Annotated in this window: 12 protein-coding genes; 6 read left to right on the top strand and 6 right to left on the bottom strand. The window is 53.0% G+C overall.

The window, feature by feature from the left end; genetic code table 11:
• Nucleotides 1-156: 156 nt before the first annotated feature.
• From MJO52_RS16550 to MJO52_RS16540, 3 genes are all read left to right on the top strand, one after another.
• Entirely contained in the window at nucleotides 157-606 is a 450-nt protein-coding gene (locus MJO52_RS16550) for a zinc ribbon-containing protein (protein ID WP_252083074.1), read from the top strand.
• Nucleotides 603-1,388, top strand: a complete 786-nt coding sequence (locus MJO52_RS16545) for a YdcF family protein (protein WP_252083073.1) — start codon at nucleotides 603-605, stop codon at nucleotides 1,386-1,388. Before MJO52_RS16550 ends, MJO52_RS16545 begins: the two co-directional genes overlap by 4 nt.
• 163 nt (nucleotides 1,389-1,551) lie before the next feature.
• On the top strand, nucleotides 1,552-1,965 hold the full coding sequence (locus MJO52_RS16540) for a hypothetical protein (RefSeq protein ID WP_252083072.1): 414 nt from the start codon (nucleotides 1,552-1,554) through the stop codon (nucleotides 1,963-1,965).
• 39 nt (nucleotides 1,966-2,004) lie between these two features.
• Here the strand turns inward: MJO52_RS16540 and MJO52_RS16535 are convergent, their stop codons facing one another.
• The 6 genes from MJO52_RS16535 to miaB all read right to left on the bottom strand — a co-directional run bounded on the left by MJO52_RS16535 (nucleotide 2,005) and on the right by miaB (nucleotide 8,741).
• Nucleotides 2,005-2,922: a TIGR01777 family oxidoreductase gene (locus tag MJO52_RS16535; protein WP_252083071.1), complete on the bottom strand. Its 918-nt coding sequence runs from the start codon at nucleotides 2,920-2,922 to the stop codon at nucleotides 2,005-2,007.
• A gap of 114 nt (nucleotides 2,923-3,036) precedes the next feature.
• A complete protein-coding gene (gene lnt, locus MJO52_RS16530) occupies nucleotides 3,037-4,602 on the bottom strand; it encodes an apolipoprotein N-acyltransferase (RefSeq protein ID WP_252083070.1) in 1,566 nt (521 codons plus the stop codon).
• Nucleotides 4,603-4,683: 81 nt separating this feature from the next.
• Nucleotides 4,684-5,577 carry an HlyC/CorC family transporter gene (locus tag MJO52_RS16525; protein ID WP_435583622.1) on the bottom strand — a complete coding sequence of 298 codons (894 nt, stop codon included), beginning with the start codon at nucleotides 5,575-5,577 and terminating at the stop codon, nucleotides 4,684-4,686.
• A gap of 65 nt (nucleotides 5,578-5,642) precedes the next feature.
• Complete coding sequence (gene ybeY, locus MJO52_RS16520; RefSeq protein ID WP_252083069.1) at nucleotides 5,643-6,113, bottom strand: rRNA maturation RNase YbeY; 471 nt, start codon at nucleotides 6,111-6,113, stop codon at nucleotides 5,643-5,645.
• 17 nt (nucleotides 6,114-6,130) lie between these two features.
• Nucleotides 6,131-7,159: a PhoH family protein gene (locus tag MJO52_RS16515; RefSeq protein WP_252083068.1), complete on the bottom strand. Its 1,029-nt coding sequence runs from the start codon at nucleotides 7,157-7,159 to the stop codon at nucleotides 6,131-6,133.
• A gap of 214 nt (nucleotides 7,160-7,373) precedes the next feature.
• A complete protein-coding gene (miaB, locus tag MJO52_RS16510; RefSeq protein ID WP_252083067.1) occupies nucleotides 7,374-8,741 on the bottom strand; it encodes a tRNA (N6-isopentenyl adenosine(37)-C2)-methylthiotransferase MiaB in 1,368 nt (455 codons plus the stop codon).
• A 181-nt stretch (nucleotides 8,742-8,922) separates the two neighbouring features.
• Between miaB and MJO52_RS16505 the strand changes: the two genes are divergently transcribed.
• The 3 genes from MJO52_RS16505 (at nucleotide 8,923) to MJO52_RS16495 (ending at nucleotide 12,046) form a co-directional block, all read left to right on the top strand.
• The gene (locus MJO52_RS16505; RefSeq protein WP_211214910.1) at nucleotides 8,923-9,255 is read left to right on the top strand and encodes a DUF1820 family protein; all 333 of its coding nucleotides are present in this window, start codon (nucleotides 8,923-8,925) and stop codon (nucleotides 9,253-9,255) included.
• Between the two features lie 317 nt (nucleotides 9,256-9,572).
• Nucleotides 9,573-10,364: a UDP-2,3-diacylglucosamine diphosphatase gene (locus tag MJO52_RS16500; protein ID WP_252083066.1), complete on the top strand. Its 792-nt coding sequence runs from the start codon at nucleotides 9,573-9,575 to the stop codon at nucleotides 10,362-10,364.
• On the top strand, nucleotides 10,361-12,046 hold the full coding sequence (locus tag MJO52_RS16495; protein ID WP_252083065.1) for a lysophospholipid acyltransferase family protein: 1,686 nt from the start codon (nucleotides 10,361-10,363) through the stop codon (nucleotides 12,044-12,046). The genes MJO52_RS16500 and MJO52_RS16495 overlap by 4 nt, the downstream gene beginning before the upstream one ends.
• The last annotated feature ends 25 nt before the right edge of the window (nucleotides 12,047-12,071 follow it).

Genomic DNA, 12,071 nt, shown 5'->3' with positions numbered 1-12,071 from the left:
GGGACCTATACTCTGTGATCAAATTTTGCGGGGAAACTTTTCAGTGTTTTAGTGGAAGCAGCTCTGGATCGACAAGCAAAAGGATTGATTGCGATCAAGGACGGCCCCCAGAGCATCTTTTAGGATGCGTAAACGCGAGATTATAGGAGGGATACCGTGACGAAGGAACCGAAGTTACCGCCGAAGGACGATCTGGCCGATGAGTTTCGTGAAGACCTGGAGGATTTGATTGAGGGAGAGCTGGCAGTTGAGGACCTGACCGCAAATAAGGTCGCTTTTCTTCGCGCCTGGTTAAAAGATGATCTGCATCGAGCCGGGGATTATATGCGCGGTCTGGGAGGGGAGCTGATTACTCTGGAAGAGCGCGGGGGGGACTGGTTGCTGAACGCGGCGGACCCGACAGAAACGGCTTGGCCCAATCTTATGCGCTGTATCCGTGAGGGCAAGCCCTGGGCCCTTGCGGGTGAGATAGTGGGGGCCGACGAGGAACTGCAATGTCTGGGGTGTGGTTATCTCGCTCAGCCGCCGGAGAATAGTCAAATTACACCCTGTCACCGCTGTGGCTATGGTTGCTTCAGGCAAATAGAAGGCGGCCTTGAGTATTGATTGAGCTGTATAAAATAGCGGTCAATTTGTTGATGCCACCACTGGCGCCAATGCTGGGGCTGCTGGCGGCATTCTTGATACGCTTTTTTCCTGAAGGCTCTTTGCTGGAGAAATTGTCCCTGCCATTGGCGATCCTCTCATTTTGTCTGCTCTGGCTTAGTGCTACTCCGGCTTTTTCAAGCTGGATCGGTAAGCGATTGGGCGTTGTAGCAGATTTACCTGATACAGAGGCAGCTCCAAGGGCTGTGGTGATCCTCGGAGGCGGTGTTTACCGGGATAATCAGCAAGGCTATGAGTACCTATCTGCGTCCAGTTTGGAGAGGGTGATCTGGGTAGCAAAGCATGTCCCAAGGAATATGCCAATTTTGGTGTCCGGCGGTCGTGTTTCACCGGATGAGCATGTCTCTGAGGCAGAGTTAATGGCGAAAATGTTGGATGAGATGTCCCGCCCAGTGAGTTGGCGCGAAGCTTGCAGTCGAACTACCGCAGAGAACGCGGTAAATAGCGCGGAGATATTGCGCAATTCAGATGTGGGAACTATTGTGCTCGCCACTCACTGGTGGCACATGCCCAGGGCTGCGGCAGTTTTTACCCGCGCAGGCCTAAAGGTACAGCCTTTATCAGTGGGCAGTGCTTCTGAGTTAGAGTCAAGGGAAAAGGGTGGGGTATTAAATTGGGTTCCCAGTGCTGAGGCGCTGCTGCGGACTCAGGCCTATTGGCGGGAACTATTGGCACAAGCCTGGTATCAATATCGACCACTGCCACAGGCCAAAAAGTGCTGAGGAACTTTTGTGATGCGGTGCTCTCAGATACTTATCAGGCATGAGGGAATAGGCGTCGGCGAGGGATTGCATCTGTTTTTTGAAAGCTGGTTGTACTAGGTAAATGGACGACTGGCGCCACAGATCTCACCCGCTAATTACTACTTACATTGGAGTAGCGACTGTGGATAACAACCATAACAATAAACGAGATAACCTTATGATGAAGGGCATCCCGGTTTCCTTCACTCCCATCCAATTGCACAACCGACTCAACCGAGCTGTTTGGATCGGCTTCAAGCGTGTGGACCAGGATGGCCGAATTCTATTTTTCCTGTGTGGCGGTGCTGAGAGCGGGGCCCATTTGAATAAAAATTTCGAGACATTTGCGGGGCAAATTGTCCGTGAGTTCGGTTTAGATCCTGCAGAAGTGGAATTCATCGAGCTGCGGGTAAATGCAGAGGAGTCCCAGTGGTATCGCTGGCACGCGCACTGGGTTGGCTCAGCCCCTATGGGTAGTCACGGGGATTTAGTCACCAGTGAATCCAGTCGGCGTTATTTAATGCAGGCCCTGGAGAGTAGCGTGGTCGCTGCTTAAGCAGCATAGCCTGATCCAGCCAATAAAAGTGCCCAGGAATCAGACACTTACCTTATTACTAGCATTGTCTTTAGCTAGTAGGTCGGCTAGTGCTTGTTCCAGGGTAGGAAACTGGAAACTGTAGCCGCTGTTTAAGGCGGCTCGGGGCTCCACTCTTTCGCTGGCAAGGAGTAGCTCTTCTGCCATCTCCCCGAACAGGGTTTTCAGCAGCCAGGCTGGAGAGCGGAAAAAGCAGGGGCGGTGTAGCTGTTTTGCCAATAAGCGGCTGAAGCTGTTATTGGTAACTGCTTCTGGAGCACTGGCGTTAAAAGGGGTGCATAGGCGTTGGTCTATAGCGTGAAGTATCAATCCGACTTCGTCGTCTTCGTGAATCCAGCTCATCCAGTGTTCGCCAGAACCCATTGGTCCACCAAGTCCCAGGCGAAATGCCGGTAGCATTTTGGGAAGTGCTCCCCCTCGGTTGGAGAGCACAATAGCGGTGCGTATGATTCCGACGCACATTCCGGCCCTTTGTAGTGGCAGTGTGGCCGCTTCCCAGTCACGGCACAGTTGTGCGGAAAACCCTCCGCCTGCAGGGCTGTCCTCCTTGAGCAGTTCGCCGCCACGGTCTCCGTAGTATCCAATAGCAGATCCTGAGAGAAAGTAATTGGGGCGTTCTCTTTGGGCGAGTGTCCAGCGTACTAGCCGTTCGGTGGTATTCAGGCGTGAGTTGCGAATTTCGGCACGGCGTTTCTCGGTCCAGCGAGAGGAAATGGGTTCCCCTGCCAGATTGACAACAACATCTACCCGCTCTTGCACCTCTTCAGGAGCGCTGGCGGCATTGACAGACTCTCCGCAGAGTTGGTGTATCTTATCCGGATGGCGACTAAGTACTGTCAGTGTGTCGCCACGAGCGAGCCAGCGTTGGCAAAAGAGTCTACCGATCAAACCGGTGCCACCACTGATTAAGCAATGCATAGACTGCCCATCCCCGCCATAATTTCACAGGTAAATTGCATGCAGCATAGCAGTCATCTGCACATGCGGGGTGTCTCGGCGGCGCACTTTAGAGTGATCAGTGGCAGGTCATTACTATTCGGTCACTCCCCCGGTCATTGGCTTGGCAGCGCTGTTCTTTCGCTTGCGATTGAGAATTACAGCTAGCGCCAACATTGGTAGTGCCAGGGCAAATACTGAGAAAATTCCGGCAAGCATAAATGGTGTTGAGCCGCGCATCGCACGTATGTCACCGCTCATATTGGCTTGCTCAAATTGTGGCAGCTGCTCAATGATAAGTCCGCGGGGATCGACAATCGCGGTTACACCGGTATTGGTGCCGCGGACTAAATAGCGACCGGTTTCCAGTGCGCGCATTTGCGCCATTTGCATATGTTGCAACGGCCCTATGGATTCACCGAACCAGGCATCATTACTGATGGTCAGGAGTACCTGGGAGGTGAGAGCGCTATCCGCCACTAGGCGAGGGTAGACAATTTCGTAGCAGATTAGTGGAGCCCAACGTGCTCCTGCAGCATTCAGTGGCCCCTGTTGGTCGGGTCCGGAGCGAATAAAGGAGGTGGGTAAATTGAAGAATTCAATAGTGCCTCGAATCAGCTCCTCCAGTGGGACATACTCACCAAAAGGTACCAGGTGACGCTTATGGTAAACACTGGGGCTGCGGCCAAAGACCGCTGCGGAGTTGTGTACTTTGCGAGAGTTATCCACAGGGCTGTGGGTGTCGTAGAGAATTCCGCTGATAAGATCAATGCCGGTTTTCTCTGCATTGCGTTGCAGAGCCTGCATTAGGTTCGGGGCCTGGCCGTAAAGCATGGGTAGCGCTGCTTCAGGCCAGATTATAACGTCGACATCACGCTCGCTCAGGGTGCGGGTACCCTCCTGATAGCGGCTAATAGTCTCGCCGCGAAACTCCGGCAGCCACTTTTTTTCCTGGGGAATATTAGCCTGTACCAGTCCAACGGTGATGATGCCTCCCTCTGCCTGAGTCCACTGAATATTGGCTAGGGCAGCACCGAGGGGCCAGGGTACGATTGCTGCGCCAATCAGTACAATATGGGCTGGTCGCTTGAGAGGGGACAAGCGGCCACTGGCAGCCAGTGCGATGACCGCACCGGAGAGGGCCAGAAAAAGCCCGATTCCGTAGACACTCACTACTGGAGCCCAACCAGATAGCCAGGTCTCCAAGTGGGCATAGCCGGCGAACAGCCAGGGAAAGCCAGTGAACATCCAGCTGCGGAACCACTCACTGATAAACCAGAGTGCGGCAAAGGCGAGGGCGAAGCTAAATTTGTTGGCGGTAAAGCGACCGAGGAAATAGAACGGTGCTGCAAGCAGCGCCGCCATCAGCGCGACGAAGCTGGCGGTGAGTGCGAATCCCAGCGGCGGCGAAGAATTGCCAAAATTGGTAATTGAGACATAGACCCAAGAGCCACCAGTGGCGTAAAGGCCTAGCCCATAACAGAAGGCTAGCCAGAAGCTGGTGCGCCCACGCATCGGCTTGCCGCGAGAGGCAAACAGGAATAGCCCGGCAAAAAGCGCCAGAGAGAGTAGGCCGCACAACCAATAGTTGAAAGGGGCCAGGGAGAGCGTCATTAGCCCGCCGGCAGCTGCACCAGCGGCAGGTAAAAGTAATCTTCGCATAGACTCGCTTAATCGGTAGCCGCCGTTGCGGCTGCATCCTACCCGAGAAAATCTTGGCTAGAACCCCAGAGGGGGCTCAACTCAATCTTCATCGGGTGGTTTACGCATATGGGCCACGCGCAGCAGGTGGATTTGCCGGCTGTCCGCGTAGAGCACCCGGAAGAGGAAGTCTCCCAGGCGGGTGACTTCATCGCGACCGGGCAAGTGGCCGAAAGACTGCATAATCAGACCACCAACCGTGTCGAATTCTTCATCGCTGAATTCAGATTTAAAAAATTCATTGAACTCTTCAATCGGCGTGAGAGCTTTGACTATATAGTCATTTTCCCCCACCCGGCGGATAAAGCTATCTGCCTCTTCCTCATCGGTCTCGTCTTCGATCTCACCGACAATTTCTTCGAGGATGTCCTCAATGGTCACTACGCCGGAAACGCCGCCATATTCGTCGATAACGATGGCCATGTGGTAGCGGTTTTCACGGAACTCTCGCAGGAGAATGTTGAGGCGCTTACTTTCAGGGATGATATTGGCTGGGCGAATAATATCTTCGAGTTGAAATTCGCCGACGCCCTTGAGGAGCAGGGGGAGCAGGTCTTTGGCTAGCAGTATTCCGCGGATATCGTCGATACTCTCGCCGACGACAGGAAAGCGTGAATGGCCTGACTCGATAATCTTGGGGAGAAACGTTTCCGGCTTGTCCTGTAGCCCTACAACCACCATCTGCGAGCGAGGGATCATTATCTCCCGAACCTGCTGGTTGGATACGTCCAGGGCGCCCTCGATGATGGACAGGGCCTCGGCGTCAACCAGCTGATTTTCAGCGGCGTCTTTGATGATGTCTAATAGTTCATCGCGGGACTTGGGTTCGGCAGAAAATGCACCAAACAATCTTTCCAGCCAGTTCTTTTCACTCGACCTGGCTTTGCTGGAAGAGTGACTACTTGGGGGCTCGTCAGTGGTCATGGAAGTGGCCATGCTCCGAATATCTCTCGTCTATTTCAATCAGTAATCGTTAGTGGGTAGATTCATTTCAACCCTCGTTATCCCGCCTCATCGAGAGGGGTGTAGGGGTCCGCAAAGCCGAGATGGGTCATTAGGCCAGTCTCTAGCCTTTCCATGATTTCCGCATCGTTGTCTTTGATATGGTCATAACCCAGAAGGTGCAGTGTGCCATGGACTAGCATATGTGCCCAGTGCGCCTCAGTCGTTTTGTTCTGTTGCTCCGCTTCCTTCTCCACAACGGGAGCACAAATTACCAAGTCTCCTAATAGTGGGAGGTTCAGCTCTGCGGGAAAGTCTGCTTGGAAGGACAGGACATTGGTCGGCTTATCTTTGCCGCGATATTGCGCATTGAGCGCTTGGCTCTCCTCTTCGTCGACGATTCGAACTGCCAGTTCGGCCTCATCTTTTCGGCCGGACAGAGCGTTAATGACCCAGGTGCGGATCTTTTCATCGGAGGGTAGGTTTGTGCAGTGGCTAGCCCGCTGCACATCAAGGGTTAAATCAATCATAACTCTGTGGAGGAACCTCAGGCGGCATTCTCGTCGGCTTTGTTGCTGACACTGGCATCCCGCTCAGCCTCGTGGATATCGTAGGCTTCGACAATGCGCTGTACGAGAGGGTGGCGGACAACATCCTTGGCGCCGAAATGGGTAAAGCTGATGCCGTTGACCTTGCCCAGGACTTCCACCGCGTGACGCAGCCCCGAGGCCTGTCCTCGTGGCAGGTCCACCTGGCTCGGGTCTCCGGTAATCACTGCAGTGGAGCCGAAACCGATCCGGGTCAGGAACATTTTCATCTGCTCGCGGGTGGTGTTTTGGCTTTCATCGAGAATGACAAAGGCGTTGTTGAGGGTGCGCCCACGCATATAGGCCAGGGGGGCTACCTCGATCACATTGCGCTCAATGAGTTTGCCCACTGTTTCAAAGCCGAGCATTTCATAGAGTGCGTCGTACAGCGGTCGTAGGTAGGGGTCTACCTTCTGACTCAGGTCACCGGGGAGAAAGCCGAGCTTTTCGCCTGCTTCTACCGCCGGGCGCACTAGTAAGATACGCTCCACTTGGTCTTTGAGCAGGGCCTCGACCGCACAGGCTACTGCGAGGTAGGTCTTGCCGGTACCCGCTGGGCCAATACCGAAATTGATATCGTTACTCTGAACCGCATGCACATACTTGCGCTGATTCAAACCTCGGGGACGCACAGAGCATTTCTTAGTACGAATCAATACCACCTGGTCTGCTTCAGTGGATTCGCCCTTCTCTCCCTTGTGGAGAAGCTCCTCTACACCGGCTTGTTGCAGGGCTAAGTGAATCTCATCGGGGGTCAGTTGATCCCGGGAGTCAGTCTCCTTGTACAGGAAGCTAAGTAATTCACAGGCAGCCTTGGCTTTTTTAGCTTCACCGTAAACGGCGAACTGATTGCCGCGGTTGCGGATCTCAATATCCAGTCGCTGTTCTATTTGGCGCAGATGTTGGTCGAACTGACCGCAGAGGTTGGCGAGACGGCGAGCATCGTTGGGCTCGAGGGTAATACTTTGAGCGAGGGTTTGCGTTTCCAAACTGGTTTCCGGCACCTTAATCTAGAGGGTTCATAGCTAGGGTATACCCATTTTCCCCAGATAGGAAAGCTTTGGGTGCTACCAATAGGTTCTAACTTTACCCGATTTTAATTACAGCTTGTAATTTCAGAGGTGTTATTAGGAAATTTGGGTGGCAAGGCGTGGTTTTAAAGCACGCCTTGCCAGGGGGGGAGGGCGGTCACAATGCCTCAGATCAGAATAAGTCCTCTTCCAGTTCCGAGGTGAGTAAAGTGCCGCGTAGGGAGTTTGGCAGGGCTTCCTCAATCAGCACATCGGCAAATTTGCCGATCAGGGCCAGGTCATCGGCGCGGAAATTTACCACCCGATTGTTTTCAGTGCGTCCTTGCAGCTGTCCTGGATCCTTCTTGGATACTCCGGTCACCAGAACCCTTTCAGTGTTACCTACCATGTGTCGGGCAATTGCCTGGGCCTGCTGGTTGATACGGTTTTGTAAAAGCTGCAGGCGCTCTTTTTTGACGTCTTCCGGGGTGTCGTCGGGGAGATCCGCTGCCGGAGTACCTGGGCGCGGGGAATAAATAAAGCTGAAAGATATATCAAAGCCCACTTCCTGAATCAGGTTCATGGTAGCTTCGAAATCTCTGTCGGTTTCACCGGGGAAGCCCACGATAAAGTCCGAAGACAGGCAGATGTCCGGGCGTATTTTCTTCAGGCGGCGAATCTTGGACTTGTATTCCAGCGTGGTGTGTCCACGTTTCATGGCCATTAAAATACGGTCGGAGCCACTTTGCACTGGCAGATGCAGGTGGCTGACCAGTTCAGGCACCTGTGCATAGACGTCGATCAAAGCATCGGAGAACTCTACCGGATGTGATGTGGTGTAGCGGATGCGGTCGATGCCATCAATTGCCGCTACATAGGTGATCAGCTCGGCGAAGTCCACTTCCTGTCCGTCTACCCCGGCGGCGCGGTAAGCATTGACGTTCTGGCCAAGTAGGTTCACTTCCCTTACACCCTGCTCTGCTAAGTGTGCAACTTCTTCCAGCACATCGGCGACTGGACGGCTTACTTCCTCGCCGCGAGTGTAGGGCACTACACAGAATGTGCAGTACTTGGAGCAACCTTCCATAATGGAGACAAAAGCCGTGGCTCCGTCGGCTTCAGGTTGTGGCAATCGGTCGAACTTCTCGATCTCCGGGAAGCTGATATCTACAACGACCACGCCATTCTTCTGCTCTTTGGTTTCCATCATTTCTGGAAGGCGGTGCAGAGTTTGCGGGCCGAAGATCAGATCTACATAGGGCGCGCGCTTGGCGATAGCCTCGCCCTCCTGGCTGGCTACACAGCCTCCGACGCCGATAACCAGCTCGGGATTTTTTTCCTTGAGGCGTCTCCAGCGACCCAGCTGGTGGAACAGTTTTTCCTGAGCTTTCTCGCGAATGGAACAGGTATTGACCAGGAGAACGTCCGCCTCTTCGGGATCGTCGGTGGGTACCATAGCGTGAGACTCGCCGAGTAGATCGCGCATCCTGGCGGAATCGTACTCATTCATTTGGCAGCCGTGGGTTTTGATGTATAGCTTTTTCGCCGGTGTATCGGACATATCGTGCCTGATTAAAAACTGGTCAATTAAACGGGTGGGGCATTATAGCGACAGGACCCGGCACTGCATAGATGGCTATATTAGCGGTTGAGAACCTGTGCTATTCTTGCGCGCTTTTTCGGGCTTTGCCCGCTTTCTGAACAACTTCGAGCTTCGGGGTATTCCCCATCCTGAGAGACTTATGGCCAACCCGATATATAAAGTGATTTTCCACAACCAGAGCCAGGTGTATGAACTCTATGCCCGGGCGATTTATCAGAGCGATATGTACGGCTTTATTGAAGTCGAGGAGTTTGTTTTCGGGGAGAAGGCCCAGCTGGTAGTGGACCCCAGTGAAGAAAAGCTAAAAACCGAGTTTGCCTCGGTAACCCGTTCCTATATCCCGATGCACAGTATTGTGCGTATCGATGAGGTGGAAAAAGAGGGGACAGGCAAAATTGTCGAAGTTAAAGGCGATAAAGTTGCAAAGTTTCCCTTTGCGCCGCCCATTCGTCATCCCCAAGACACCGAATAACCCTCTCCTCTTTACCGAATCAGCTGGCCTTGGGCCAGGCTGATTCGGGCGCCTAAAGCCCTCGCAGTCTAGCGGGTTTCACTGCAATATAAGCTTCAATAAAGGTCCTCTGGACTGTCATCAAATCGCTGCAAAGTGACTGCGCAGGCGATCATTGGCCTTAATGGTATTTGATCGATATCCAATAAGCGTTCGCCTGTTCGCGGCTTGCAAACTATTGACCGATAAATTCCACTGCATGGCATAGGTTGGCGCTCGGCAGGCAGGTTATCAGTCTTTACGCGAGTTGATTACTGGTCAAAGGTTGGAGCCTTGCTATGGGCAATCGCTACCATGCGCTGTGGATATCTGATGTCCATTTGGGCAGTAGAGACAGTGAGCCTCATCGGTTGGCGGATTTCTTGGCACAGAATCGTGCCGATAAGGTGTACCTGGTAGGGGATATTTTCGATATGTATGCCCTCTCTAAAGGGAAGGGCACCTGGTGTCAGGCATCCTCCATGTTGTTAGGGATGCTTTCGGAGTTAAGCAGTCTTACTCCGGAGGTTATTTATATTCCCGGAAATCACGACGCCCCCATGCGCAGCTGGGCGGGTAAACGTCTGGGTAATATTCGTATCGAGCGTGATTGGATTCACACAGCTGCCAGCGGTAAACGCTACTGGGTAACCCACGGCGATCAATTTGAACATAATATCAAAATTAATCCGCTCAGTTACCACATTGGGGATCGCAGTTACTACCTTATGCTTCGATTTAACCGCTGGATTAATTATTGGCGTAGTCGTTTCAACAAGCCCTGGTGGTCTCTGGCCAGCCAAGTAAAGAACCGTGTGAGTGCAGCCAGGCAAATGATGACCGATTTCGAAAATGTCGCCGTGGGTGAGGCTCAGGCCAAGGGGATGGATGGGATTATCTGTGGGCATATTCATCGCCCGGCGCTGCGCAATAAGAACAGAGGTGGACGTACGGTTACTTACGCAAACTGCGGTGATTGGGTCGACTCGATGAGTGCCGTGGTAGAACAGCAAGATGGCAGCCTGGAACTGCTCCATTGGTACCGGGCCCCAAAAATAGCCAGCATAATGACAGAGGTGGTGGCCGCATGATTCAGCTTGAAACACTGTTACAAAAAAATGCCTGGTACAGCGCAGCGCCGCAAAAGCCCACACGAAAATTGGTCTCCGCTACCCTTAAAAAAATTTGTTGTGAGGAACAGATTGTAGAATTTGGGCGGCGTTACCCTCACTTGGGAGGGTTGGATTTTATTCGCCAGTTATTTAGTGACCTCAATTTCCGCTATGAGTTAAATCCCTCGGAATTGGAGCGGGTGCCAGTGACTGGGCCCTTGATTATTGTGGCTAATCACCCCCTGGGCAGCCTGGATGGCCTGGCATTAATCGATATGGTTGCCAGAGTGCGCAAGGATGTGCGTGCAATTGCCAGTCATCTTTTATGGAATATTCACCCATTGCGTCCATATTTTTTGCCGGTAGATAACTTTAACGGACGTACCCGCCGTGCCGATGTGCAAGGGATTTATGATTATCTCGGCCAGGGTGGGGCTGTAATTATTTTTCCCGCCGGTGAGGTTTCACGCCTAAGCCCCCAGGGGGTGCGCGATGGGCGCTGGAACCCTGGGTTTGTCCGCTTTGCTGAGAAGGCCAATGCACCGATCTTACCTGTGCAAGTACTCGGCAGAAATTCCTGGTGGTTCTACGGTCTGTCGATGCTGAATAAACCACTTTCAACCCTTTGGCTTATTCGAGAAATGTTTAAGCAGGCCAGCCGTGGTATTGATATCCGTATTGGCCGCCCCCTGGAAGCGGAGCACTTCCGCAGTTGGCCGCTAACTCCTCGTGCCCAGGCGGCTCTCTGGCGCAAACATGTTTATAAATTGCATCGTTCTCCCGCGCCTCTGGGGCCGGAACTTATTGCCGCTGCTGAGTCTAGGGGGGAGGTGAAAAAAATAATCGAGAACTGTGAAGCTTTGACCTCCCAGGGGAATTTCTCCGTGCGACTCTATCGACAGCGGCCGGATTGCCCAGTTATGCGTGAGCTGGCGCGTACGCGTGAGGTGGCTTTCCGGGCAGTGGGTGAGGGAACAGGGCAGAGTCGGGATTGGGATGCATTTGATGCGCACTATGACCACTTGCTACTGTGGGACCATCATTGCCAGCAGATAGTGGGCGCCTACCGTATAGCGGGCACCGAGAGCTTGGCAGAGAATGAAATCTACAGCAGTACCCTGTTCAATTATCCATCCCCACCGCGATATTGCCTGCCGGGTTCGGCAGAACTTGGTCGCAGTTTCTTACTGCCTGAATACTGGAGGGGCAAAGGGCTGGATTTGCTATGGAGTGCTATCGGCCAGTGGGTCTTGCGCAATAAAGTACGCTATTTATTTGGCCCTGTTTCTATGCCGGGAACATTTTCGGTGCGGGCAAAGTCGGCAATTGTAAGATATTTTTCCCATTATTTTGCTCCGCAAAACCCACTGGGCGATGCGCGTCTGCCTTTCCTGCAAGCCGGTGCACCTCTGCCAGATCTCTCTGGGGATTCAATTGCGGATATGCGCCAGTTAAAACTGGTGTTGCGTGAAGAGGGGGTGGTTTTACCGCCACTTTTCAAAAAGTATGCTGCATTAACCAAGCCGGGTGGCACTAGTTTTCACGCCTTCAATGTTGATCCAGACTTTTGTGATTCCGTTGATGGGCTCGTGGTGGTCGATTTAGATTTAGCCGATGAGAAGTTCGCACGACGCTATCTCTCAAGCGAAAACGCTGCTTGAATCAAAAAGGCAGTTTTTACTGCCG

The sequence above is a fragment of the Microbulbifer variabilis genome (assembly GCF_023716485.1).
Classification (GTDB): domain Bacteria; phylum Pseudomonadota; class Gammaproteobacteria; order Pseudomonadales; family Cellvibrionaceae; genus Microbulbifer; species Microbulbifer variabilis_B.
This window is presented reverse-complemented; position numbering and strand designations above follow the sequence as displayed.